This is a genomic window from Cyclobacterium sediminis, assembly GCF_054781075.1.
In genome coordinates this window covers 747,253-772,694 of the sequence record NZ_BAAGVC010000003.1, presented here as the reverse complement: position 1 = coordinate 772,694, position 25,442 = coordinate 747,253, and the positions used below count along the sequence as shown (strand labels likewise).

23 protein-coding genes are annotated in these 25,442 nt (G+C 38.6%); 11 read left to right on the top strand and 12 right to left on the bottom strand.

What is annotated here, in order from left to right; genetic code table 11:
- Window positions 1–42 precede the first annotated feature (42 nt).
- The 4 genes from ACYVHJ_RS05600 to ACYVHJ_RS05585 all read left to right on the top strand — a co-directional run bounded on the left by ACYVHJ_RS05600 (window position 43) and on the right by ACYVHJ_RS05585 (window position 6,415).
- Window positions 43–3,144, top strand: a complete 3,102-nt coding sequence (locus tag ACYVHJ_RS05600; protein WP_460513328.1) for an efflux RND transporter permease subunit — start codon at window positions 43–45, stop codon at window positions 3,142–3,144.
- Between the two features lie 166 nt (window positions 3,145–3,310).
- Window positions 3,311–4,495 (top strand): hypothetical protein, encoded by a 1,185-nt coding sequence (locus tag ACYVHJ_RS05595; protein ID WP_460513325.1) that lies wholly within the window; start codon window positions 3,311–3,313, stop codon window positions 4,493–4,495.
- A 544-nt stretch (window positions 4,496–5,039) separates the two neighbouring features.
- On the top strand, window positions 5,040–5,618 hold the full coding sequence (locus tag ACYVHJ_RS05590) for a hypothetical protein (protein WP_460513323.1): 579 nt from the start codon (window positions 5,040–5,042) through the stop codon (window positions 5,616–5,618).
- Between the two features lie 248 nt (window positions 5,619–5,866).
- Window positions 5,867–6,415, top strand: coding sequence for a helix-turn-helix domain-containing protein (locus ACYVHJ_RS05585; protein ID WP_339902910.1), 549 nt, complete (start codon window positions 5,867–5,869; stop codon window positions 6,413–6,415).
- A 13-nt stretch (window positions 6,416–6,428) separates the two neighbouring features.
- Here the strand turns inward: ACYVHJ_RS05585 and ACYVHJ_RS05580 are convergent, their stop codons facing one another.
- Window positions 6,429–7,022, bottom strand: a complete 594-nt coding sequence (locus tag ACYVHJ_RS05580) for a porin family protein (RefSeq protein ID WP_339902911.1) — start codon at window positions 7,020–7,022, stop codon at window positions 6,429–6,431.
- 332 nt (window positions 7,023–7,354) lie between these two features.
- Between ACYVHJ_RS05580 and ACYVHJ_RS05575 the strand changes: the two genes are divergently transcribed.
- Together ACYVHJ_RS05575 and ACYVHJ_RS05570 are read left to right on the top strand one after the other, a co-directional pair.
- Complete coding sequence (locus ACYVHJ_RS05575) at window positions 7,355–8,398, top strand: ParM/StbA family protein (RefSeq protein ID WP_262485333.1); 1,044 nt, start codon at window positions 7,355–7,357, stop codon at window positions 8,396–8,398.
- A 4-nt stretch (window positions 8,399–8,402) separates the two neighbouring features.
- The gene (locus ACYVHJ_RS05570; protein ID WP_339902912.1) at window positions 8,403–8,963 is read left to right on the top strand and encodes a bactofilin family protein; all 561 of its coding nucleotides are present in this window, start codon (window positions 8,403–8,405) and stop codon (window positions 8,961–8,963) included.
- 145 nt (window positions 8,964–9,108) lie between these two features.
- On the opposite strand, the gene ACYVHJ_RS05565 is transcribed toward ACYVHJ_RS05570, so the two are convergent.
- The 9 genes from ACYVHJ_RS05565 to ACYVHJ_RS05525 all read right to left on the bottom strand — a co-directional run bounded on the left by ACYVHJ_RS05565 (window position 9,109) and on the right by ACYVHJ_RS05525 (window position 17,291).
- The gene (locus ACYVHJ_RS05565; RefSeq protein ID WP_460513320.1) at window positions 9,109–10,500 is read right to left on the bottom strand and encodes a sodium-dependent transporter; all 1,392 of its coding nucleotides are present in this window, start codon (window positions 10,498–10,500) and stop codon (window positions 9,109–9,111) included.
- Window positions 10,501–10,541: 41 nt separating this feature from the next.
- Window positions 10,542–11,489 (bottom strand): SDR family oxidoreductase, encoded by a 948-nt coding sequence (locus ACYVHJ_RS05560; protein WP_460513318.1) that lies wholly within the window; start codon window positions 11,487–11,489, stop codon window positions 10,542–10,544.
- Window positions 11,464–12,315: a peptidylprolyl isomerase gene (locus ACYVHJ_RS05555; protein ID WP_460513316.1), complete on the bottom strand. Its 852-nt coding sequence runs from the start codon at window positions 12,313–12,315 to the stop codon at window positions 11,464–11,466. Before ACYVHJ_RS05555 ends, ACYVHJ_RS05560 begins: the two co-directional genes overlap by 26 nt.
- Window positions 12,308–13,246, bottom strand: coding sequence for a hydroxymethylbilane synthase (gene hemC, locus ACYVHJ_RS05550; protein WP_460513314.1), 939 nt, complete (start codon window positions 13,244–13,246; stop codon window positions 12,308–12,310). The genes ACYVHJ_RS05555 and hemC overlap by 8 nt, the downstream gene beginning before the upstream one ends.
- Complete coding sequence (gene rimK / locus ACYVHJ_RS05545; protein WP_460513312.1) at window positions 13,246–14,154, bottom strand: 30S ribosomal protein S6--L-glutamate ligase; 909 nt, start codon at window positions 14,152–14,154, stop codon at window positions 13,246–13,248. The genes hemC and rimK overlap by 1 nt, the downstream gene beginning before the upstream one ends.
- Window positions 14,151–14,579: an ATP-dependent zinc protease family protein gene (locus ACYVHJ_RS05540; protein WP_339902939.1), complete on the bottom strand. Its 429-nt coding sequence runs from the start codon at window positions 14,577–14,579 to the stop codon at window positions 14,151–14,153. Before ACYVHJ_RS05540 ends, rimK begins: the two co-directional genes overlap by 4 nt.
- A 56-nt stretch (window positions 14,580–14,635) precedes the next feature.
- Window positions 14,636–15,757 carry a DNA polymerase III subunit gene (locus ACYVHJ_RS05535; protein WP_339902938.1) on the bottom strand — a complete coding sequence of 374 codons (1,122 nt, stop codon included), beginning with the start codon at window positions 15,755–15,757 and terminating at the stop codon, window positions 14,636–14,638.
- A 10-nt stretch (window positions 15,758–15,767) separates the two neighbouring features.
- Window positions 15,768–16,973, bottom strand: coding sequence for a putative sugar nucleotidyl transferase (locus ACYVHJ_RS05530; protein ID WP_460513309.1), 1,206 nt, complete (start codon window positions 16,971–16,973; stop codon window positions 15,768–15,770).
- 72 nt (window positions 16,974–17,045) lie between these two features.
- A complete protein-coding gene (locus tag ACYVHJ_RS05525) occupies window positions 17,046–17,291 on the bottom strand; it encodes a type B 50S ribosomal protein L31 (protein ID WP_014018871.1) in 246 nt (81 codons plus the stop codon).
- Between the two features lie 212 nt (window positions 17,292–17,503).
- On the opposite strand from ACYVHJ_RS05525, the gene ACYVHJ_RS05520 reads away from it, so the two are divergent.
- From ACYVHJ_RS05520 to ACYVHJ_RS05500, 5 genes are all read left to right on the top strand, one after another.
- Entirely contained in the window at window positions 17,504–19,174 is a 1,671-nt protein-coding gene (locus tag ACYVHJ_RS05520; RefSeq protein WP_460513306.1) for a hypothetical protein, read from the top strand.
- 204 nt (window positions 19,175–19,378) lie between these two features.
- The gene (locus ACYVHJ_RS05515; protein WP_460513304.1) at window positions 19,379–21,211 is read left to right on the top strand and encodes an ABC transporter ATP-binding protein; all 1,833 of its coding nucleotides are present in this window, start codon (window positions 19,379–19,381) and stop codon (window positions 21,209–21,211) included.
- Window positions 21,212–21,245: 34 nt separating this feature from the next.
- Complete coding sequence (locus ACYVHJ_RS05510; protein ID WP_339904566.1) at window positions 21,246–21,599, top strand: DUF485 domain-containing protein; 354 nt, start codon at window positions 21,246–21,248, stop codon at window positions 21,597–21,599.
- Between the two features lie 50 nt (window positions 21,600–21,649).
- Window positions 21,650–23,188 carry a YifB family Mg chelatase-like AAA ATPase gene (locus tag ACYVHJ_RS05505; RefSeq protein ID WP_460513302.1) on the top strand — a complete coding sequence of 513 codons (1,539 nt, stop codon included), beginning with the start codon at window positions 21,650–21,652 and terminating at the stop codon, window positions 23,186–23,188.
- 134 nt (window positions 23,189–23,322) lie between these two features.
- Complete coding sequence (locus ACYVHJ_RS05500; RefSeq protein WP_460513300.1) at window positions 23,323–23,784, top strand: bactofilin family protein; 462 nt, start codon at window positions 23,323–23,325, stop codon at window positions 23,782–23,784.
- Window position 23,785: 1 nt separating this feature from the next.
- On the opposite strand, the gene ACYVHJ_RS05495 is transcribed toward ACYVHJ_RS05500, so the two are convergent.
- Both ACYVHJ_RS05495 and ACYVHJ_RS05490 read right to left on the bottom strand, forming a co-directional pair.
- Entirely contained in the window at window positions 23,786–24,901 is a 1,116-nt protein-coding gene (locus ACYVHJ_RS05495; protein WP_460513298.1) for a trans-sulfuration enzyme family protein, read from the bottom strand.
- 54 nt (window positions 24,902–24,955) lie between these two features.
- Window positions 24,956–25,435: a DUF4293 domain-containing protein gene (locus tag ACYVHJ_RS05490; protein ID WP_460513296.1), complete on the bottom strand. Its 480-nt coding sequence runs from the start codon at window positions 25,433–25,435 to the stop codon at window positions 24,956–24,958.
- Window positions 25,436–25,442: the final 7 nt, after the last annotated feature.

Genomic DNA, 25,442 nt, shown 5'->3' with positions numbered 1-25,442 from the left:
TGGCACAAGTTTAATATTAGGAACTTTACATAAGGGAGATAAATGACACCTTTTCGATTAGTAATCATCTTTTTTGTTGCCTCGATTATTGGGATTGCATTGATCCCAAAATTATCTGTGGACTTAAATCCTCCGGAAAAAGAGCCTGTACTGAATATTAGCTTTGCTGTCAACAATGCTTCCCCGGAAACGGTTGAAAAACTTGCAACATCTCCTTTGGAAGGAGCTTTTACCCAGCTTTCTGAACTTAAAAAAACCACATCCACATCCAATTATGATAACGGCAATATCCAGTTGCGGTTTGACAAGCATACGGATATGGAATATAAGAAGTTTGAGGTAGCCGCTTTGATCAGGCAAGTTTACCCGTCCCTTGACAGCAAGGTCAGCTACCCCAATGTAACCCAATCGTCTCAAAGAAGTATTCAAGAGAAAAAGCCGGTAATAACCTATAGTATTAATGGCCCCTTTGCTTCTTTTGAAATAAAAAAAATAGCAGAAGATGTGTTGGTGACAGCACTTAATGAAATTGAGGAGATTGAAACAATTGAGATACGAGGAGCCAATGATCTGTACCTTTATGTGGTATATGACATACAAAAATTGCAGGCCTTAAAATTTTCAAGGGCTACTTTGGAGAATAGGATTAGAAATGCTTTTGGACGAAGTTATCCGGGCTTGGCCATGAATGTGTCAGGAGAGTCCATGTTTATGGAAATCGATCGATCCATTACAAATAAAAGGGCATTGGAAAACCTTTTATTGGGAAGGGTAGAAGGGAAAGCAATTTACTTGAAGGATGTGGCCACACTTACCCTGGAAGAGTCAGCGCCTCGGAGCTTTTACAGGATCAATGGTAATAACTCGGTAAACCTTACCATAACTAATAGGGATGGTGTAAACAAGGTCTTGCTGGCCCAAAGAATAAAGGAAATAGTGACCGCCTCAAAAGTAAACCTTCCGGAAGGGTTTGATGTAAGGCTTGAATTTGACGACACTTCCTTTTTGGATAAGGAACTCAACAAGATCTATAAGCGGTCAGGATTATCGATTTTGATTTTGGTGATATTTATTTTCTTAATCAATAGAAATGTAAAATACCTGATTACTCTGTTTTTAGGAATAATTGTCAATGTTAGTTTAACTGTGATTATTCTTTACTTATTAAAAGTGAATATTCACATGTATTCACTGGCAGGCTTGACGATTTCATTTGGTCTGATTGTAGACAATGCCATCATCATGATTGATCACTTGCACAAGCACAAAAACAGAAAAGTGTTTTTAGCCTTGCTGGCTGCTTCATTAACTACAATTGTGGCCTTATTAATGGTCTTTTTATTACCTGAAGACGATAGGAGAAATCTAGGAGAGTTTTCGGTGGTTGTTGCTGTTATGCTTGGAGTTTCACTATTGGTGGCTTTGCTTTTTACTCCTGCCATGTACGATTTGCTTTTTGGAGAAAAGCAGAAGTCTGCGAAAAGACTCACCATAAATCAGTTGAGAAAAAGGGTAGTAGCTTTTTCCAAGTTTCAGCAAATTATTGGGTTTACAGCAAGGTTTAGAAAAACCTTTATTGTCCTCCTTGTTTTATTGTTTGGGCTACCAGTATTTTATCTTCCTTCAAGCTGGGAAGGACAAGAGTGGTACAACAAGACTGTAGGGAATAGTTTTTACCAAGAGGAGATCAGGCCTTATATAGACAAGTCACTGGGAGGCTCTTTTAGGATGTTTGTTCGAGGTGTATTTGAAAAGTCATCATACAGAGAAGCAGAAAGAACGAGATTGTATGTAAATGCTTCCTTGCCTTTTGGGAATACCCTGGAACAAATGAATTTTATCATAAAGGAGTTTGAGGTATTTCTGAAAGGGGTGGAAGGTGTAGATAAATTTGTGACTACAGTAAGTTCTGGTCAAAACGCGCGCATAGAGATTACCTTCAAAGAGGAGCATGAAACTTCTGCACTGCCATATAGATTGAAGGGAAAACTTGCCATGAAATCTACAGATTGGAGTGGTGTACGTTGGGGTATCTATGGCGTTGGCCAGGGATTTTCAACAGGGCCGGGAGGTGAGGGGATTCCTTCCTTTAGAGCAGAAATGAGAGGGTATAACTATGCAGAGCTAGAAAATCAATCCGAAATCTTGGCGGAAAAATTGTTGGCACACCGCAGAATTCAAGAAGTGAATACCAACGAGCGACGAAATTATTATGACAAGAAGACTGAGGAATATGTTTTAAGGTTTGACCAGCAAAGACTGGCCATGGCAGGTGCCAACCAATATGAAGTGGTTACTGCACTTAATGATTTGTCGCAACATGAACAACCATCCCTAATTTTGGAGCTTGATAATGATAAATTTGGAGTTGTTGTTAAAGAGAAAAATTCTGATCGATTTTCAAAGTTTGATCTGGAAAGGAGTAGTTTAATATCCAGTGAAAATAAAATTTTTAAAGTTTCAGGTTTTGGTGCTTTGACCAAAGAAAGCACTACCAATGCTTTACACAAAGAGGATAGGCAATACATTAGGTTGGTTTCATTTGATTATATGGGCTCAGCAAAGTTTGGGGGAGAATACCTGGATGAGGTGATTGAAGAAATGAAAGCTTCCATGCCTATCGGTTATTCGGTTAGCAGGCAATCTTATAACTGGAGTTGGAACCAAGCCAAAAGGCAGTACAGTTTGTTGCTGGTGTTAATTGTGGGTATTTTCTTTATTTGTTCTATTCTATTTGAGAACTTTAAACAGCCATTGTACATTATTTTTATAATCCCCATTTCTTTTATTGGCCTATTTCTAATTTTCTCACTGTTCGACTTCTATTTTGATCAAGGAGGCTATGCAGCTTTTGTTATGTTAGGAGGTTTGGCAGTAAATGCAGCCATATTTATAGTAAACGATCTCAATAATCGAAGAAAAGGCAACTACAACCGGAATGTTTTGAAAGCCGTGGGGGGGAAGGCAACTCCGATTTTATTAACCGTACTTTCAACATGTTTTGGGTTAATACCTTTTGTAATGGAAGGGCAGGGAGAGATTTTTTGGTTTTCGCTGGCCATAGGGACTATTGGAGGCTTGGTGTTTAGCATGGTAGGCGTATTTTTAGCCTTGCCTGTATTTTTATGGAAGAAGGGTATTTAAAAGAAGCTAATCGCTCCAGATCAGGTGGAATTTTACTTTTTATTGTTATGCCTCTATCTGTTTATCGTTATTACTATATAGTAGATATTATTCTGATTTGAAATTACTGAGTTCAATGAGTATTTCAGGGGGCTACTGATAAGAATTTAAACCCAAACGATCACAAATGATACATTTCCGCCATTGCTTAGTTTCTGCATTTATCCTGTTTAGTTGTTCCTCTGAAAACAAAGACCAAGGGCAAGACCCGGAGCGTAAGATGGCCTTTGTTTTAGTGGACAGTGTTGTAGTAGATGTTCTAGAACCCTTAGTTATTGATGATCAACAATTATTGGGTGAAGCATTTTTAATGAGAGGGAGAAATAGTAGAAATCCATATTTCGTGAATAAGAATGGTAAAGTCATTAAGGCCTACGATTTACTAAATGAAAGTCCAAATGGAATTGGATTCAATGGGGCTTTTGGTTACAGTTTTTTGGGAGAAGGTAAGTGGGTAGCTAAAGATCTATTATACAGGTATCAGCTGTATGACCTAGAAGGCAAAAAAGCAAAAGTGATGGAGTCCATAAACTTAGGGCTTTATAGTATGACCATAAGTTTTTACCAAACCTTTTTTAGGGGATTGATAAAAGATGGAGAAGAAATTCTTTTTGGGATTGAGGGTAATTTATTTGATCTAAATTCCTTACCTAAGGAGAACCGGGACAAGCCTATTTATTACGATTCTGTAAAAACGATCTTTACGTACAGGGTAAAGGACCAATTTCTCAAGCAGATGAATGCCTATCCTGCAACATGGGAACCAAGGATAGAGCGAAAGTATGTAGGGAATTCAGCCCCATTCATTGCTTATCATAGAAGCAAGCATCTGATGGCCGTACTCCCTAAAGTGAGTAATCAACTGTTTATTTATGATTTTTCCGGAAATGAACCTGTTCTTTTACATGAGGTAACCCTTAGGCATAAGTATAGGCCTCAGATAATTCCTGAAATCGCTGAAGAAGAAGAATATACTTCTTCTTACCCTCGGTTTACAGGACTTTGGTTTGTTGGGGACAAGATTATTGTTGAGTTTAAAACCAGAATTCCCGAAGATATTTTAAAAAGTTTAATGGCTAAATCACCGATGAGGGTTGATGAGTTGCCGGAGTTCCAAGAAGCGAAAAAGAAATTTGTGAAGACTTTTTATCTGGTAATTGAGGATGGCAAGCAAATAGGCGTGGTGGAAGGGTTGTCTGTTCCCGGTATGTTGGATTATACCTCAGAATCAGGTGAAATTTATGTAAATGATAATATAAACCCCGAGGTGGAACGGGAGTATAATGTGTTTTATCGGTTAAAAATTAAATAATAGGTGTAAAAAATAACCTCATAATTTGAAAAGTCTGTTAAAAACGGTTTTATCGGTGTAAAAAATAATTAAAAAAAATTAAATTTTGATTTTTGGGTAAAATATGGTTGAAATCATACCTGATGCTTCATAGTATGGCTTTGTTTTTAGATTTTATAAAATTTATAAATACATAATATTTTAAGTTTTTGTTATGTATAAGTTAATCATTGTATATTTTTATTGAAATATTTGCAATCTATCAATTGCTCAATTACATTTGTGTCATACTTACGTAAGTCATAAACATAGGAAAAACAAAAGGGATCAAAAGAAGGATAAAACAATTTAGCTCAGTTGAATTAAATGCAAAAAGCAAATACTGCCGGCCAGGGGCTGAAGTAGTATCCGAAACTGATGTTTAGATAAATATAGCCTTCCGTAGATTATCGATTGTAATTTCTAGCTCAATTACCTGCCCAAAGTAATTAGCCTCAAAAAAGAAATGTTAGGAAGTTCCTAGCAGAGGTTTTTAAAGTTAACATACCTTTAAAAATTTACGATCATGAGATTAATTATTGCAACAATTCTCGCTTTCACAATTACGTCATCAGTGTTTGCTACTGCACCTGTTGAGAATCCAATTGTCACCCTTGAAAAAGTAGGGGATAATAAGTTTCAATTAAAATACATGGAAATTCCTGAAGGAAAGGTGACCGTTGCTATTAAAGATAAGTCAAACAGAATTATCTTCAGGGATGTGATTGAAGCAGAAAAAGTTTTTTACAAAAACTACAACCTTAACAAACTTGATATTGGAAAGTACCAAATCGAAGTTTTTAATGGCAAAGATGGAAAATTGTCCGGTTTTGACATTGTTTTAGGAGACCAAAAAGAAGAGAAAACTTTTTATGCCAAAATGATGGAGGTTGATGGTCAGACATTGGCACTTACCATGAGCAACTTGAATGGTAAAGAAAAGACACTTGAAATTTATGACAATGGAAGTCTAATCCATGAGGAAGCCATCTCCGGTTTGACTTTCGGAAAGAAATTTAAATTTACAAACCTGGAATCTTTAAAAAACATCCACGTAAGAATCGTGGAAGGAAACGGAGTAGGTAAATACATCTTTGCAAATTAATACAAAATATTACTAACCACTAACTATCTCAAAGAGGCTGATTTATCAGCCTCTTTTTTATTTTAGACTTTCTACCCATGAATTAATATTAATAGTCCTTATGATTAAGAGCTAAGTTGGTTTTTATTTGTACCTTTTTAATAGGGGACATAAGTAATTGTTGAATAAATTTCAGGACATTTATTCTTTTGAAATTTATTAGGTCAAAGAATTGTTGTAGTGGGATGGTTACAATTCCGATTACAAATATGGTTTGTCCTAGGTGTATCATGGCTGTGGAGGCAGTGCTAAATGATATGGAAGTTTCCTATAGTCAGGTTAGACTGGGTGCGGTAGAGTTTACACAGGAATTTCCGCCAAGTCGGATCAAGCAATTCGAAAAAAAACTTTTGGAACTAGGCTTCTCTATAGCGAAAAGCAGGGAATTGGTATGGGTGGAGACAGTTAAATTTTCTTTGATTCAGCTTTTTGAGAATGAATCTTTGGAATTAAATGTACCAATTTCCGTTTTACTTTCGGAGAAGATTAATGTTGACTATAGCCGGCTAAGTCAATTGTTTAGTAATTCTCAGGGTAAAACAATAGAACAATATTTTATTGACCTAAAGATTGAGAAAGCCAAGGAGTGGCTTAGCCTAGAAATGTTTAATATTAGTCAGATTGCCTGGAAGCTCGGGTATGGTAGCGTTCAATATTTTTCTGCTCAATTCAAGAAAATAACCGGGCAAACCCCAAGTGACTACAAAAAGTCCTCAAAAAAGGACCGTAAATCCTTAGATAGTTTGGGAAAGCAATAACACCGGAAGTTTTTTAGAACAAGCGTATACCGAGGGATAGCATGAGTTGGTTTTGCCGCTGATCGGTCGGAAAACCTACATAGGATTCTCCCAATTTACCCAGGGCTCCTTCATATTTAAAATCTATGATTAGATTGGCAAGGTCAAGCCCCAAGCCTGCCTGATAGGCGATGGTGGCTTTGTTGTAGTCTGGGGCTGCGGTGGTAGTGGCAGTGGAACTCAGGTCGCTATCCAGAATAAATGCAAGGGTAGGGCCAGCTTGCAGCCTAAAGAAATTTGCAATTTTAAATCCGGCCATAATCGGCACATCGATTTTGTCGAATTGAGCCGTATAACTCACTGTGCTGCTTCCTTGAGTGCTTTTAAATTCGCCGCCTGTATTGGTATAGAGCACTTCAGGTTGAATAAAGATATGATTTCCGCCAAGTCGCGCAAATAGCCCTGCATGGTATCCCAATTTGTCATTACTTGTACTAAATGTGTTTCCATTGACTGAAATATTTCCTTGAGAGACTCCAATTTTTGGGCCTATGGAAAACTCCTGAGCTGAAAGCGTAGCAATAGTTAAAATTTGGGTCAAGAAGAAGATTATTGACATCCGTCTCATATGATCTATGATTTGGTTGAATAACAAATCTAATGAAATTCAGACGGTAAACGTAAAACTAGCCTTCTACACTGTTAAAAAAAAATACTTTGTGAGAAAATCTTCATTTTTCAACCTTTTACAAAAAAAATGAACATAAACTTAAGGAACTAGCTTGTTATTTCGCTAAGGTTCCTTTAATTTGTCTTTAAAGACAAGGTTTGATAAATATATCCTTTTATCTAAATAAAGCACTTGGAGTTTTAACGTGATTTTTAAGAAGATAATTGGTATGGCCTTTGAGTATTGAGTTTGTTAGCATTGAAAATAAAGGATAACCGTTTTAAAAAAGGATAAAAATAATTTCCATGATAGAAGTAATAAAGTACCCAAGTGTATTGGAAAGTAGCAATCTTGAACTTAGAAATGTAGCGAGAGATTTAGTTTCAGGACTTAAAATATATCACGATAATATTGGTTATTTAGTTGGGGATTTGGCTTTATCCGAAGGAACATCTCCTCATAGAAATATTAACAGTTCGCCTGATGAAAATGACTACAGGATCTTTTTGAAAGCAGGATTGTTATTGGCCTCTCAGAAGTTGGGGAGTCCTATTACTGTGACTACAGGTTTTCCTTTTTCAACATTTCAGGTGTTTAAAGAAAATGCCTACAGGTTGTTAGAAAATGAACATATAATAGAATACGACACTCAGACTTTTGGTGGCGGCGGCAAGAAAAAAATGGCTGTTGAAGTGGACAGAGTAGCTGTTATCCCTGAGGTTGTAGGGTGTAGTATGGCTGTTAGACAACTTTACAGTGATGCCCCCAAAAACTTTTTCATGATCAGTTTGGGATATGGTACCATGGAAGCTATTTTGAGTACGGAAGGTGGATTGGTTCAAAGGTCAAGTGTTTCTACTTTTGGTCTAAGGTATGCCATCAACCTTATTACTCGAGAGCTTCAGAAAGACAATTATTTAGATTTAAAAACAGAACATCAAATAGACCAATATTTTAGTGAAGGTTCAATAATTCTAAACAGAAAGCGTTTAGATTTAAAGGAATTAAGGAAACAAGTAATTGAGCAATATTACAACGATGTAATTTCCCCTTCTCTTAGAAAAGCTTTTTCTGATAGTGATTTTGCAAAATCTGCAGACATATACCTTGCCGGGGGTGGAGCCAATTATAGTGAACTCGTCGATTTATTTAAGGCTGAGTTTGATGGTTTGTTAAATGTGCATGTGCCTGAGTCCCCTGAGCAAATGGCATCTATAGGTTATTGTTTCAATAGCTTGGCCATTAATGCAGGTGCAAAAGACAAAGCAGTAGGTCTTGATTTAGGGAATAGTTCCACGATATTAACTACTTTTAAACAAGAAAAAGGAGAATGATAATATGAAATTTGGATCCAACAAGCAACAGAATAAAGAAGCCAATGTAGGTAAAGTAACAGTCCTTTCCATGGGATTCGAACTTACAGGTGATATTATTTCCAAAAGTGATATCAGAGCAGATGGTATACTGGTAGGTAGTATTCGCACAGATAAAAAAGTGGTGGTTGGAGAAAAAGCCTCCATAACCGGAGATATCATTGCAGAGGAAATAAGTATTAACGGAGAGGTAGTGGGAGATCTTTACATCAATGGTGATACAACCATTTATTCCAATGCCAAAGTGTCTGGAAATATCACAACCAGCTCTATTCATATTCATAAAGGAGCCCAGATCAATAGTGGTGTGCAGGTGGTTGATCCAAAGGAGGTAGAAGAAGCTTCTAAGTCCAGCAAAATTAATTCGGTAAGCAGAGAAGAGCTCTACTCAATGTTGGATGAAAAAGCTGAAAAGAAAAAAGAGGTACCTGTGAAACCAATAGCAAAACCTCAAGTGAGGACCTATACAGATACTTCTTCCTCAGGAATAGAAGACAGTAATAAAGACCTGCCAAGAACCTGGTAGATAGCTTATTAATATACAAATAAAAAAGGCAACCAGAACGGTTGCCTTTTTTTTTTTGAGATCTATTTATATAAGGTTACCAATTGTTAATGCTTTGAAAGCACCCTTTGTTTCCTTGGGATCCGCAACTTAAGACTACTTTTAATTATCCACCGCTTCCTGGTTCCCCAAAGACTCCTACCATATTGAGTATTACCAATATGATCACAATGGGACATACCCACCTGATAAAAAACATCCATGCCAATCGGGGAAGTCCCTCAAACGAAGTTGTACCCAAAGTAAGTTCTGCAGCAAATGCTTTAATGTTTTTTATCCAACCGGTGTAAAGACTTAACATCAAGCAGATGATTACAATGGCCAAGGTTCCAAAGAAGAAGTCCATAAGATCAAAAAAGCCCATAATGTCTCTACCAAAGAAACTAAAGTGCATGACATTGAAAAAATTTCCTTTGACCGCAGATAAAGAGGAAGGGATACTTAAAAACATGGCTGAAACTCCTAATGTCCAAGCTGCCTTTTTACGTGACCATTTCCTTTCATCAATAAAATAAGCTACAGGTACCTCTAGCATGGATATACTTGAGGTCAAAGCCGCCACTAATAAAAGCAAGAAAAACATTCCGCCTATAATATTTCCAAACGGTTCAATTTGGTCAAAAACTCTTGGGAGTACATTAAAGACCAATGCTGGGCCTTCATCTGGACTAACCCCAGGCAATAAAGCAAAAAGAGCTGGAAATATCATTAAGCCTCCCATAAGGGCGACAGTGCTGTCCATGCCTGCAATCCAAGCAGAAGACTTGATGATATTGTTGTCCTTGGGTAGGTATGAACCAAATGTAATCATTAATCCCCAACCTACGGACAAGCTAAAAAATGCCTGCCCAAGCGCCGATAATATTACTTTGCCGTTGATTTTACTGAAATCTGGGGATAGGTAATACTCAATTCCCTTTCCTGCTCCGGGTAAAGTCACAGCCCTTGCTGCGATAAGAATGATTATAATAAATAAAAGAGGCATTAAAAACTTTGCGGCTTTTTCAATACCTCCGGAAATGCCACCCAAAACCACAAGGATGGTCATGAGTATAAACAACATGCAAAGAGGGATGACATAGAGAGGGGTTTGGATAAACACCTCAAAATCAATGGGTATGTTAATGAGTTCAGTAAAGATATATCCTATGGTCCATCCTGCAATTACAGAGTAATAACTGAGAACAGCAAAGCATACCACCACACATAGTACACCTGAGGATTGCCAAAATTTACTTCCTCCGGTTTCTTTGATTGCTCCCACAGGGTTTTTTCCGGATTTTCTTCCTAGGGCTACCTCATTAAGAAGCAAAGGTAATCCTACTAAAAGAACACATATTAAATAGACAAAGACAAATGCGCCCCCTCCATTTTGACCCGTGATGTAAGGGAATCTCCATATGTTACCTAGTCCAACTGCCGATCCACCTGCAGCCATGATAAAACCAAATGAAGAGCCCCATTGTCCTCGAGAGGGTGTTTTACTAGATTTTTGCATATTGTTGGGTGAGTTGATTAGATTTCAAAATAAAAAAATAATTATATTTTATAATTAGCTAATTTAATTTGTTTTGCCATAATTTCAATCCCTTCTTCAAAAGTTTTAGGCTTGAAATCCAGAATATTTTTAGCCTTAGAAATATCTAAGCCTGTCCTCAAAGGCCTACTGGCTACCTGAGAAAATACGCTGGAGTCGGTTTTCTTAATTCCTTTTGGGTCTAATTCAAAAAAATTGACAGTAAGCATGGCCATATCGTAGGGAGTAAGTAACTCATCACCGGAAATATTAAAAATTCCAGTCGCATTTTTTTCTACGATAAGCAAGCAGCCCTTTGCTAAATCTTCTGCCAAGGTGGGCGTCCTAAATTGGTCATCAACTAGGCTAAGTTCTTTGTTCTGTTCCAAACCTTTTTTTACCCACAAAACAATATTAGAGCGAGACATGTCGTGGGCAATTCCATAAACCAAATTGGTTCTTACAATTGTCCAGTTGTGGGTGTATTTTTGAACTTCAATTTCAGTTTCGATTTTAGTCTTGCCGTAATAGTTTAGTGGATTTGGCTTAGCCTGCTCATCATATGGCCCATTTTTTCCATCAAAAATAAAATCAGTAGATATGAATATGAGGTGAGATTTGGTCATTTCACATCCTTTCATAATATTTAAGGTTGCCGTAACGTTTTGTTCAAAACAGGTATGTTTGTTTACTTCACATCTGTCTACGTCTGTCATTGAAGCGGCGTGGATAACGTATTGGGGACTATAGGCTTTAAATATAGCCATAACCTCCAGTGGTTTGGTTATATCCATCTCTTCATATACATAACCACCCCATTCAGTGGGGAGGCGGCAATCACCTCTACCGGTGGCTATGGCTTCATATTTTCCTTCAATAAGTATTTCTTTTATGATTTTCTGCCCTAACAAGCCATTCGCTCCTGTAATCAGTATTTTTGGTTTTTTACTTTTGAGGATATTGATATCCATATTCTTTTGCTATTTTCTTTTTTGAGATAAATTCAACATTTACTTTCATGTAAACTGGTGTAATTGGTAAGTCATTACTCCCTGTTTCCAAAGAAGCAATTTCATCCAGAACATCAATACCTTTAATTACCTTACCAAATACAGTATAGGTGTCATCCAAATGCGGTGTACCTCCCACTGTAGTATAGGCTTCGACTTGATTTTTTCTTTTGTCCAATCCCAAATTTAAGTTAAAAAATTTTTCCAACACTACTTTATGGGAAAGCATTAATGAATTAATACTGTCGTATTCTCCTTTTTGGTATAGATCGGCGTATTTTTCTCTAAGTTCTAAATTGGTTTCTAGTTGAAGATATTGAGTAAAAGCTTTCTGAAGTTTCCTCAAATCTGTAGTCAATTCAGGTTCCTCATAAACCTTTCCTTCTACAATATAGAACTGACAGCCACTGGATCTCATTTCGGGGTTAATTTGATCGCCTTGCCGAGCGGCAGCTATACTGCCCTTTTCATGGATCAAATTTTCATTAAATTCGGAAGGTAGGGTGTACCAAACTTTCTGTTCCATGTTTTCTTTGTTAAAAACATCCCCACCTTGAATCATAAAGTCTTCAATGATTCTGTAAAAAGTGGTGGAATCGTACCTCCCTGCTTCTGCCAGTGATATAAAGTTCTCCTTATGAGCAGGTGTTTCATCGTAGAGTATGGCGTACATTTTTCCATATGCTGTATCGATCGTAATGAGATAGTCTTTCTCACTCGCACAGGAGGTTAACGATAGGACAATTAAAATTCCTGCAATTCTTCTTAATAATGAAATCCTAGCCATTTAGTCTTTTCTTAATTTCTTTTAATAGTAGGTCTCCTCCTTGAGATTTAATAGCTTCAGCAAGCTTTTTGCCTAATAAACCAGCTTCCTCTCCGGTTCCACTATGGGAGGCAAAGAGTCTTTCTTTACCATCAATTTGCATGAGTCCTCCTTCAAGTATTAATTGATCCTCTTCCCAACGGGCAAGGGCAAAGGCCGGAATACTACAACCCCCTTCTAAAACGCTTAAAAAACTTCTTTCCGCTTCTAAACATGCCGCGGATTCGGGATGGTTAATAGCAGATTTTATAAGCGTTTTTAGCTCATGGTCCATGCCTTTATGGATTTCCACTCCTATACTACCTTGACCTACTGCAGGGATAAATTCTGTTAGGGGTAATTCTTTTTTGATCAGTTTGTCGTAACCCATTCGGTGAACACCTGCATAGGCCAAAAGCAAACCATCACAAAGCCCTCCTTCCATTTTGCTTACCCTTGTTTGTAGGTTGCCTCTTACATCGACGGTTTTAATATGTGGGTAAAAATATTTTAATGTTGCCACCCTCCTGGTTGCTGAGGTTCCCAATACTAAAGGCTTACTCCTGTCATTTAGGTCAGGGAAATCATCCTTGTGGCTGATGATGACGTCATTTACCTTTTCTCTTTCAGTAAAGGCAATTGTTTCGAACCCTTCAGGTAAACGTGAAGGAAGATCTTTTGCGCTGTGCACGGCGATGTCAATTTCTCCGGCCGCTAATTTGGCTTCCAACTCTTCTGTAAAGACACCTTTGCTACCAATTTTTGAAATGGAAACATCCAATACCTTGTCTCCTTTGGTTTCTATTGTTACGATGGTAGTGCTCAAACCATTCTTGTTCAATAAATCCGCTACATAATAAGCTTGGTATAAAGCCAATTTACTTCCTCTTGTTCCTATTTTAATTGATTTCATTACGAATCCGATTTCCTTCTTACTTGTTTTTTTTGAACGCCACTTTCTATAAATGAGACAATATTTCCTGCAATGTCCAATCCGGTGGCCTTTTCTATACCTTCCAGCCCGGGTGAGCTATTAACCTCTAAAATCAGAGGACCCCTGTCTGATTGTAATAGATCCACTCCGGCAACCGAAAGTCCCAAAGCCTTGGCCGCATTTAATGCAGCGGACTTTTCAGCCCTCGATAGTTTGATCACCTCAGCTTTTCCTCCTCTATGCAGGTTGGAGCGAAACTCTCCCTCTGCCCCTTGCCTTTTCATTGCGCCAACTACTTTGTTGTTCACAACAAATGCCCGGATATCTGCCCCTTTGGCTTCTTTTATAAATTCTTGAACGATTATTCGCGCTTTTAGCCCATGAAAGGCCTCAATTACGGATTGTCCGGCTTTTCTTGTCTCTGCTAAAACCACACCTAAACCTTGGGTGCCTTCCAGTAACTTGATGATTAATGGGGCACCGCCAACCATTTCCACAATTTGCTTTTCTCCACCTTTTGAAAAATTAGTGAATGCCGTTTTCGGCATGCCCAAACCTTCTCGTGAAAGAATCTGCAAGGACCTCAATTTATCTCTGCTGCGAACAATTGCCTGAGAGGCTACCACAGAAAAAACACCCATCAGTTCAAACTGTCTGACTACGGCAGTCCCATAAAAAGTGACTGAGGCTCCTATTCTTGGGATAATCGCATCAATTCCATTGAGCTTTTCTCCTTTATAGATAATGTGTGGACCTTTTTGTTCAATGACTAAGTCACAAGCAGAATGATCGATGACCAAAGCTTCATGGTTGGCCTCCTGAATGGCTTGAACGAGCCTTCTGGTGGAGTACAATTGTGGATTTCGAGATAATACCGCTATTTTCATTCTGCTTTTGTAAGGTTTACCTTTTCAACATCTACCAAAAATCTGCCTGCCAATATTTTGCGGCCTAATAATACATTGTTTTTCATTTTGCCTCTGTCAGAAAGCGTAAAACCTGCCTTGAACTGTTGATCTCCAAGTGTCATCATGGTTTTGATTAAAAAACGCTTTTCAATTTGGCCAAAGGAGTTTTTCACCTTTTTTATTTTGTAGTTGTCAATGTTAATTGTTTTTCCGGTATACCTATCGTCTTCAGGATCCAAAAGAATTACCTCCAGTTCTTTCCTATTGTCTTTAAGTACCTCTTTCACAGAGGTGACATGAATAGAACAATTGTAGGCTCCGGTATCAATTTTTGCATTGATTGCTGTTATATTCCATTCAGGGAGGTCGATTTTTTCTTTCCTTCCGATAATTGTTTTTTCCATGACTCAAAGTTAAGCTTTACTTGAACAATAGTCATGCTGGATGCGCAATTATTGCATCAGGCAGCTTTGATTATACGCGCCAAGTTAAACCCTAAATCCAAAAATAATATTTTAGGGTTCACATTTCTTTCTATGTGGTAATGGGCTTCATTTAAAGCTGTGTAGATTTTGGTTAGCTTTTCCTCATTTAAAACAGAATTGCTGAATTTGATAATGAATTCTCTGTCCTCATCAGTTGTTCGCATTAACTCAGCTAACTGGGCTTTATTTAATAAAGACTCTCTGATTACATTAATTCCGGTTAACAATAAAGATCTTTGGCCTTCTTTTGAGAACCTAGTGATTTGTTCTGAAAAATTAACTAGTTCTTGAATCTTAACCGAATAGCAGTCCCTTAGCCAGTCTCTGAAAATCATGGTGTTTTTGTCTTCGGTGTTTTGGGATAGCAGCATGGCTTCTCTTAAGTTTCCATCTGCAAGAGGGGCAATTTGTTGGGCAGCAACTGCTGTTGCCAGGCCATTCTCAACAAGGTAGCCTTGTATTTCATTGTCTGTAAAATTCCTCACATGAACCTTTTGCGTTCGCGAAAGAATGGTTGTCAATAGGCTTTCCGGCTGCTGAGTAATCATAAGGAAGAGTGTTTTTTCCGGAGGCTCTTCTAAAACCTTTAGGAGTGCATTGGCTGCAGCTACATGCATGGTTTCCGGTGCCCAAATAAGCATCATTTTATACCCCCCTTCAAAAGATTTCAAAGAGAGCGTTTTAACGATCTGCTTGGCAGCTCCTTTTGTGATGCTTAATGGTTTGTTGATTGCCAAATGATAATTCCAATCCTGCAGGTTGCCATAAGGGTTTTTCAATACAAAATCTCTCCAGGAAGAAAGAAGGTCTGTGGTTTCTTCCTCATCTTTTTTCTTCGCTGCAGGAAGAGGCATTGCAAAATTTAAGTCAGGATGCACCAGTTTCCCCATTTTAATACAAGAAGGGCATTTCCCACAAGCATCATCAGGGCCCGGATTGGCACAATTTATATAAGTAGCCATGGCCAAGACCAATGGCATACTAGGGCTCCCTTCTTTTCCATGGAATAATAATGCATGAGCCAGGTGATCATTTTTAATGGCATTGATAAGCTTGACTTTTGTTTCTTCAAGCCCCGGAATTGATGAAAAAAGCATGTTTTTTTATTTATAATTCTTTGTCCCAAATACGGTAAGGCCTGGTTATTTCAAATACTTTTTGCAATATAGCTCTTTCATTTTCATCAAACTCTTTGCCCTTTAATTCCATAACCTTTTGAGCAGTTGCTTCAAATTTCATAAGCTTAAAAGTACTAAAACCTGCAGAACCACCACCCCATGCAAAGGAGCTAACAAATTTTCTGGGAAAGCCCTCCCCAAATACGTTTGATCCAACGCCTATTACAGTGCCTGTGTTGAGTGTGGTTCCTATGCCAAGTTTGGTGTGGTCAGCTACCATTGATCCACAAAATTGTAAGCCAGTATCTCCATACCCACCTTTGGTATAATCCCAAACCTTGACAGGCATTAGATTATTCTTCATATTGGAGACCACAGTATTAGCACCGAAGTTGCACCATTCACCTACTACGCTATTGCCAATATAGCCATCGTGTGATTTGTTGCTATGACCAAAAAAAACGGTATTGGAAACTTCTCCACCGACTTTGCAATTAGGGCCAACGGTGGTGTTTTCACGGATTTTGGATCCCATACTTAGAATGGCACCATCACATAAGGCAAATGGACCTCTAATCACGGATCCCTCAGATACTTCTGTGTTTTTACCAATATAAATGGGCCCATTCGTAGCATTTAAAATTGCCGCACGCACTTTAGCCCCCTTTTCGATAAAGATATTGGGTTCATTGTACATATGTGTGTGGGGGTCGTCTGTACCCCAAGAAACCCTACGTTTGCTTATAAGGGTGAAATCCTTTTTTATTTCATCTCCATTCCATAGAAAAATCTGCCAGTTTCTGCTAAGTAACCTAATATCACCCTCAAATTCAATTCTCTTTTTAGTAGGTAAATGGTCGTTGTGAAAGTCCTCAGGTTTGTCAAAAAATGCAGCCAATAAAGTGTCTTGGTGCCAAAGAGCTTCGTTTTCATTGAGCGAGTCAATGGTGCTTATAAGGTCCTCATCTGGACATAAAGCGCCATTAATATAGAGGGCCTTATGGCTTAATGGGGGGTATTTTCCTTGTAAGTAATTTTGTGTCAAAAAACCCAGGTCTTTGGCGTGAAGTGCGTTTTGCCACTTTTCACTGATTTTAAAAATGCCTATCCTTATTTCGGCAATAGGGCGGGTAAACGTAAATGGCAACAAGTTCCCTCTACTCTTGGGGTCATCAAATAAAACGATATGGTCCATATTACAAAAATAAAAAAGTCTACCAGAATTATGCTTCTGATAGACTTTATCTCAAAGAATAATATGAAAAACTTACTTTTTCTTATATCTCCTATTAAATTTCTCAACTCTACCAGCAGTATCCAAAAGCATTTTCTTACCGGTATAGAAAGGGTGAGACGCAGAGCTAACCTCTACCTTTACCAATGGGTAATCCTCGCCATTTTCCCAAGTAATGGTGTCATTTGTTTCAATGGTAGACTTGGTGATGAACTTATAATCACTAGAAGTGTCTAAGAAAACTACTTCTCTGTAATTTGGATGGATTTCTTTTTTCATTGTATAAACTATTATTTTTTTTCTTCTTCAAATTGAGGCACAAATTTACCCCTTTTTATAATTTTCTCCAAAACATTCCCTTTCAAATATAAAATACTTCGCTAATTTTATATCATAAATGGCCAATTCAGTCAATAGGCTAGTTTTCAGTAAAATCTAAAATGTGATTTTTTATCCACAATACTGGTTATTCAGTGTAAACTTAAGTTTTTATGAAGTACTTTTTTCTTTTTTTTATGTTTACAGGTTCCTTTGTCTCAGATGTTTTGTCACAAAGTCCATATTTGCCGTTCAATAGGGATTACTATTCTCTTTTGGAAAGGTACGAAATAAAAAATGGAGCTTTTAATGAATTTTTCCATACAGGGAGCAAGCCTTACAGAAGAGATGAGGTGGTCCAGTTTCTCGAGAAATACAAACAAACGGCCGGCCCCCTAAGCAGTAAGGATGAGTTTAACCTTAATTATTTATTGCAAGATAATTGGGAGTATGCCTCTGATACTATGGCTCTTTCTAAACTTTCCTTAGGTAAACACATTTATAATAGGCCTTCAGATTTTTATGGTTACAAGAATAAAGATTTTGATGTACACTTAAATCCTGTCCTGTATTTACAAGGGGGAGCTGAAATCGACAGTGATCAGATGCCTTTTCGAAATACCCGAGGATTGGCAATACATGGGAGTATTGACAATAAAATCGGTTTTTACACCATGCTGGCTACTACCGACTTGCTGTTCCCCTCTTGGGTAAACGATTATGTGGGAAGTCATGGGGCCATTCCGGGGCAAGGCTTTTGGAAAAGGTATGGTGACAGGGGCTATAGTTTCTTCTCCGCACGGGGCCATATTACTTTTTCTGCCACAAGACATGTAAACATTCAAATGGGGCATGACAGCCATTTTATTGGAGAAGGCCTTAGGTCTTTTATATTGTCAGATTTTTCGAATCCCTTTGTGTTTGTGAAAGTCAACACAAAGATAGGGAAGGTCAATTTCACTAATTTATGGGGGCAAATGACGGCCGATATCATCACATCCAGGGGAGTGCCTACAGATGGGCGGTACCCACAAAAGTGGTTTTCTTTCCACAGGTTAGGGGTTAATTTAGGAAAAAGGTTTAACCTGGGAGTGTTTGAATCAGTAATGGCGGATAAAGCAAACTGGAATTATTTCAATCCCTTGATTTTTTATCGGTGGGTAGAGCACCAATTAGGCACTCCGGATAAAGTAATGCTCGGAACAGATATGAAATGGAATGTTGGTAGTGGAATGCAATTTTATGGGCAGTTTGTCCTTGATGAATTTGTCTTTGATGAGTTTTTTCATATTACCGAAAGTGGTTCCAGTAGAAACAAACATGGTGTCCAGTTAGGATATAAATACATTGATGTAGCCGGTATAGATAACCTTGATTTTCAGTTGGAGTACAACCAGGCGAGACCCTTTACTTTTCAAGAGAAGTTTGACTATCAGTCTTATACCAATTACAGCATTCCACTTACCCACCCAAGAGGAGCTAACTTTAGAGAGCTTTTGGCAGTGATGACTTATCAGCCTTTGCCAAAGTTGACGCTTCGAGGAACAATGATGTACCAAATGTATGGCGCAGACCCTACGAAAGAAGATAACTATGGAGGAGACATCTTAAAAAACAGAACCCAAAATAGTACAGGTTTATATGGTAATTATATTGGGCAAGGGCAAAAAAACAAGGTCGGCATGGCAACTTTACATTTGCAATACTTGTTACGGCATAACTTATTCATTGATTTATCTCAAACAATGCGGCAAGTAAATGCCGATGGAGAGATAAGTTCCAAAACCTCCTATGGCCAATTGGCGTTGCGATTAAATATTTCCAGATTTGACCAACAATTTTAATTGGTAAGGATTAATTAGCAACCCTTCCATCCAAAAATTGGTAAATTGCGCAATTATTGTGGCAATTTAGTTTCGAAATGAATTTGATGTACCAAAATAGATTTGCTTATTTTCTTAGGAATAAACATTGCCTAAGAATAACCGGGTATTGAAATTCCCTCAATCCTATTCACCCTTGATTACAATTTGTATTAAAAATACCATATGAAGACTTACTTAAGAATCTTGGCCTATGCGCGCCCCTACCGGAGGTATTTGCCCGTGTATATTGCTTACGCGTTATTGGCCATCGTTTTTGGATTGCTGAACTTCACCCTTCTAAAGCCACTTTTTGATGTGATATTTGAACAAGTGGGGAAAGAGGAGTTACAGGTATATGCCAATAAGCCTGACTTCGCTTTAAGTGTAAACTATTTCATGCATTTATTTAACTACTATTTTCTGCAAGTTGCCAATATTTATGGGCGGTTTGGGACTTTGGTGTATGTCTGCATCATCATTGTAATATCGGTGTTTTTGAGCAATTTATTTGCTTACTTATCAGGAGTGGTTTTGGCAAAAGTGCGTGCTGACATTATCCAAGGAATGCGTGTTCATATTTTTACAGCAGTGAGTAATATGCATTTGGGTTATTTTTCTGATGAAAGAAAGGGGGATTTGATCAGTAAAATGACCAATGATATTCAGGAGGTTGAGAATAGTATTGTCCAGTCTTTGAGGGTGATATTTAAAGAGCCTGTTACGGTTATCCTTTATTTTGCAGTTTTGTTTTTTATGTCATACCAGTTGACATTGTTCACGATATTGCTTATTCCGGTATCAGGAGCCATCATTGGGTATATTACCAAAAAATTAAAAAAGAAAGCGGAGCAAAGTCAAGAATCTTTGGGGAGAATTGTGAATATATTGGATGAAACGATTGGTGGCATGCGGGTTGTCAAGGCCTTTGGAGCCAGGAGTTTTGTTCAAAATAAATTTGAGGGTGAAACAGATTATTATGCTGATGTTAATGTCTCTATGGCAAGGAAGAATGAGCTGGCATCACCCGTTAGCCAATTTTTAGGCGTTTCGGTTGTCGCTGGGATTTTATTATACGGAGGCAATTTGGTATTGAATAATACCTCATCATTAAGTGCCAGTGAGTTTATTGCTTATATCATATTGTTTACACAGGTACTAAATCCTGCCAAAGAGATTTCCAGAGCGCTCAGTAGCATACAAAGGGGACTGGCCTCTGCTCGAAGGATTTTTGCAGTGGTGGATACCCAACCAATGATTGTAGATGTGGCTTCCCCACAAGCTTTGAAAGGATTTACACAGTCTGTAGTTTTTAAAAATGTAGGCTTTGCCTATCAGGAAAATGCGGTATTGAATGATGTTAATTTCGAGTTGAAAAAAGGTCGTACTATTGCATTGGTAGGGCCATCAGGCGGAGGAAAGTCAACATTGGCAGATTTATTGCCTAGGTTTTATGATCCAAGTCAAGGGGAGATAACCATTGATGGCATAGCTCTTAAAAATTGCAGCATAACAGATCTCAGGAGTTTGATGGGAATTGTTACCCAAGAGTCTATCCTTTTCAATGATACGGTTTTTAATAATATAGCCTTCGGCATGGAAGGGGTTTCTTTAGAGAAAGTTCAGGAAGCTGCAAAAATTGCCAATGCGCATGATTTTATTGTGGAGCTTGAGAAAGGCTATGAAACCAATATCGGAGAGCGAGGAGGTAAATTATCAGGTGGGCAAAGGCAACGCATTAGTATTGCGAGGGCTGTTTTAAAAAATCCGGAAATTTTGATTTTAGATGAGGCCACATCAGCACTTGATTCTGCATCCGAAAAACTGGTCCAGGAAGCCTTGTCCAATTTAATGAAAAACCGCACTTCTTTGGTGATTGCACATCGCCTGAGTACCATCCAACATGCAAATGAGATTCTGGTGATTGAAAGTGGACGTATAGTGGAAAGAGGGACGCACGATGAATTGATCCAAAAAGGAGGATTATATAATAAACTTTCCCAAATGCAGTCTGTTTAGTATATTGTGTAAATAAACCCATATAAAAAGCATTATGAAAAAAGTCAACAGTATATTTCAGTTATTAACAGCTTTGTTTTTCGGTATAGGATTGGTTTATTTTCTCACCTATGAGAAAATGTGGGGAGGAACGCCAATGACAGGAGAGGTTGTTTCTTGGTTGTTGGCTGGATTGGTGATTTATCTGATCACTTGGGGAACAAGTTGGGGATATGTAAGTAGCCTAAACAGCCGTATCAAAAAGATAGAGTTGGAGAAAAAGGATCTGAAAGCATTGGTTTTTGACCTTGAAAGGGGAGGGAAAGTTAGTCCAGTAGAAAAGAATACGGAATTAACTAAGGATGAAACAGAATCTTCCGCTATTAAACCAAGAGAGAATTTCAAATAGAAATTGCTTAATAGCCGGGTATGGATAGTCACACAGTATAAATAACAAGGATGGTAGCAAAAACTTTTGGTAGTGCAGTCTCAGGAGTAGATGCCAAGTTGATCACCATTGAAGTAAATGTAGGTCAGGGGACCAGTTTTTTTATGGTAGGTCTCCCGGATAGTGCCGTGAAAGAGAGCCAACAGCGTGTTGAGTCAGCTCTCAAATACTATGGCTACAGGATGCCTAGGCAAAAAGTTGTCATCAATTTGGCGCCTGCAGATATCAAAAAGGAAGGTTCATCTTATGATCTTCCTATTGCCATAGGTATAATGCAGGCATCTGAGCAAGTGTTTTTTCCGGAATTAGAGCAGTATGTGATTATGGGTGAGCTGGCTCTTGATGGGAAGCTTAGAAGAATTAAAGGTGTGCTGCCCATAGCAATAGAAGCAAGGAAAAGAGGGTACAAAGGCTTTATCCTTCCCAAAGAAAATGCACAGGAGGCCTCTATTGTAAATAATCTTGATGTAATTCCGGTAGAAACCCTTCAAGAGGCCATTCATTTTTTGGAAGGGAAAGAAACAATAACTCCTCTAGTCACCGATACCAGAAACCTCTTTTATGACTCTATAGAAGAAAATGATTTTGATTTTGCTGATGTTCAAGGGCAGGAAAATATCAAGCGGGCGATGGAAATAGCCGCAGCAGGCGGACACAATGTAATCATGATAGGCCCTCCCGGTGCCGGCAAAACCATGCTTGCCAAGAGGTTGCCTTCCATATTGCCTCCAATGAGCCTACAGGAAGCATTGGAAACAACCAAAATTCATTCGGTGGCAGGTAAGTTGGGCGCCAGTTCTTCATTGATCGCCCAAAGACCCTTTCGCTCTCCACACCATACTATAAGTGATGTGGCTTTGGTTGGTGGGGGAGGCAACCCACAACCAGGTGAAATATCCCTGTCCCATAATGGCGTATTGTTTTTGGATGAATTGCCTGAATTCAAAAGGACTGTTTTGGAAGTGATGCGTCAACCACTTGAGGAACGAAGGGTAACCATTTCAAGGGCAAGAGTTACGGTAGACTTCCCTGCGAATTTTATGTTAATTGCAAGCATGAACCCATGTCCATGTGGATTTTATAACCATCCGGACAAAGAGTGTGTTTGCGGTCCGGGTATCGTTCAAAAATACCTCAATAAAGTGAGTGGCCCTTTGTTAGACAGGATAGACCTTCATGTGGAAGTGACTCCGATAAACTTTGAGGAAATGACTTCCGATAGAAAATCTGAATCGAGTAAATCTATCAGAGAGCGGGTGTCGGGAGCAAGGGCTTATCAACAAGCAAGGTTTGAGAAGAATCCAGAAGTCCATTGCAATGCAATGATGCCATCTCACATGGTGAAAGAGGTAGTGAAAATTAATCAGGCCGGCAAAACTTTATTGAAAACGGCCATGGATCGGCTGGGACTTTCTGCCCGTGCTTACGATCGAATTTTAAAAGTCTCCAGAACTATTGCAGACCTTTCAGGGTCAGGAGATATAAAAGCTGAACACCTCGCAGAAGCCATTCAGTACAGGAGTCTCGATAGAGATGGATGGGCGGGATGATCTTTATGGATATACCAAGTTGGTTTTACCCGTTAAAGTCAAATATGTTTTGCTTATATTTGCCTGACCATCTGGGTGATGTTTATAATTGTAGATGGTTTTGAGTAGTATCTAGAAATAATTGAGTTGATTTTATGTGGACTAAAGAAACTAAAATTCAAGCAGAGATGGAGATGGCCAATTCAACTTCAGTATTTGCCCCTGGATTATCAATCAAGGGAGATATTGAAGCAGTTAGTGATATTAGGATTGAAGGGGATGTATTGGGAGATGTCTCCACACCCAAAAAAGTAATTATTGGTATCTCAGGTAATGTGGAAGGAGATATTAAAGCCTCTGAAATTTGTGTAATGGGCAAGGTTTTAGGAGACGTCTTTGTCGAAGGCTTGGCCAGGTTTACCGCTGAAGCTAAAATGAGAGGAAAGATTTTTTCTGAAAAAATAGAGATAGAATCCGGAGCGGATATGGAAGTAATGGTTGCTAAATACAAGACTTTCCTGAGCCAGGAAAAAGAAAAACAAACAACCATGCCTCGATCAAACCCATTGATCAACGAAAGGCTATTTGATCAATCCATGGCGAAGATGAGTGAATAGTTTATGGCTTAAATGTTTCTTTAAAGGCTTGATCCAAGTCCTCTATCAGGTCTTCACAATTTTCAATTCCTACAGACATTCGGATAAGCTGATCAGGAATTCCTGGGTCACCCACCTGAACTTTTGATCTTCGTTCTATTAGGCTTTCTACTCCGCCAAGGCTAGTGGCATTACTAAAAAATTTGAGTTTCCCTATTAAATGATCTGCCTCATTTGCGTTTCCCTTAATTAGAAAAGATAACATGGCGCCATACCCTTCCATCTGAAATTGGGCAGTTTCAAAACCTTGATGGCTGGAAAGCCCGGGATAATAAACTTTTTCTACGTAAGGATGATTGTCTAAGAATGCGGCAATGTTATTGGCATTGAATGCATGCGCCTTCATGCGGTAGGGAAGGGTTTTAATACTTCTAGTGAGAAAGTAGCAGTCCATCGGAGAAGGCACTGCCCCTGCAAGACCCTGCACATTTTTTATGTTTTGCCACAAGTCATCCTTTGCCTTAGTCACGAGAATTCCCCCTAGGATATCACTGTGTCCACTGATGTATTTGGTACTGCTATGCATCACAACATCAGCCCCCAACTTCAAAGCTTTTTGATATACAGGAGTAGCAAAGGTGCTGTCACAGACCACTTTTAGATCGTTTTCTTTGGCAATGGAGGCCAATGCCTTGATGTCAGAAATTTTTAAAAGTGGATTGGATGGTGTTTCAATCCACAACAAGCCAGTATTTTGTTTGATGGCCTTTCGGAGATTCTCCTTGTCGGTTAGGTCAATGAATTGCACATCAAGTTTACCTGCATGTACGGTTTGAAGTAGCATTTTCATCCCATGGTACATGTCATCCGGAGCGATGATATGCGTGCCGGCCGGTAAGGCTTGAAAAACAGCATTTCCAGCGGCATTTCCAGAAGCGAATGCTGCCGCATCAGCACCTCCTTCCAGCGATGCCATTACAGCCTCAAGAGATTTCCTGTTAGGGTTTTCCAATCTTGTATACAACATTGAATCCTCTTGATGCGCAAAAGTTGTAGAGAGCGTGATCGGCTGAATGATTGGTTTTAATGTGTCGGTGACAACATTTCCTCCATGAATAGCAATGGTTTCTATTTTCATCTTGAACGGAACTTTGTTACCTGCCAATTCATTTAATCCAACCGGACAGGTAATTTAACGAATTCTATCTACTGAGCGAATTAGCATTTCATCCTTTCGGATGAATCTATTGGCGATGAGATTCATGATTAGGCCGAACACAATGCAGTAAAATCCTATCAAAAATGCACCTCCTACAGTAGGGTTGAAGTTTTCGTTGGCCTGGAAACTGGTGTAGACGGCTAAACCTAAAGTGGAGCCCATCAATAGGGCATTGATCATGTTGATCAGCAATTGTTTTTTTCGATTTTTATATTGTAGTAGGCTATATATGGCCAGCCCTGCAGAGATTAGAGCCAATATCCCGATGTAAATATTATTGGATTGAGAAATAATGCTTTCCTCAACGGTGTCGGTAATAGTGGTGAACCATGCCGTCATCTCCATGGATTGGGTTTGGTCTGGATTTACTTGTAACCAAATGGGAAATAAGGTGGAAGTAACCATTGAAATAGCTACTAAAAGTAGGAATACACTTTGAATTCTTTGAATCATCTTTTAA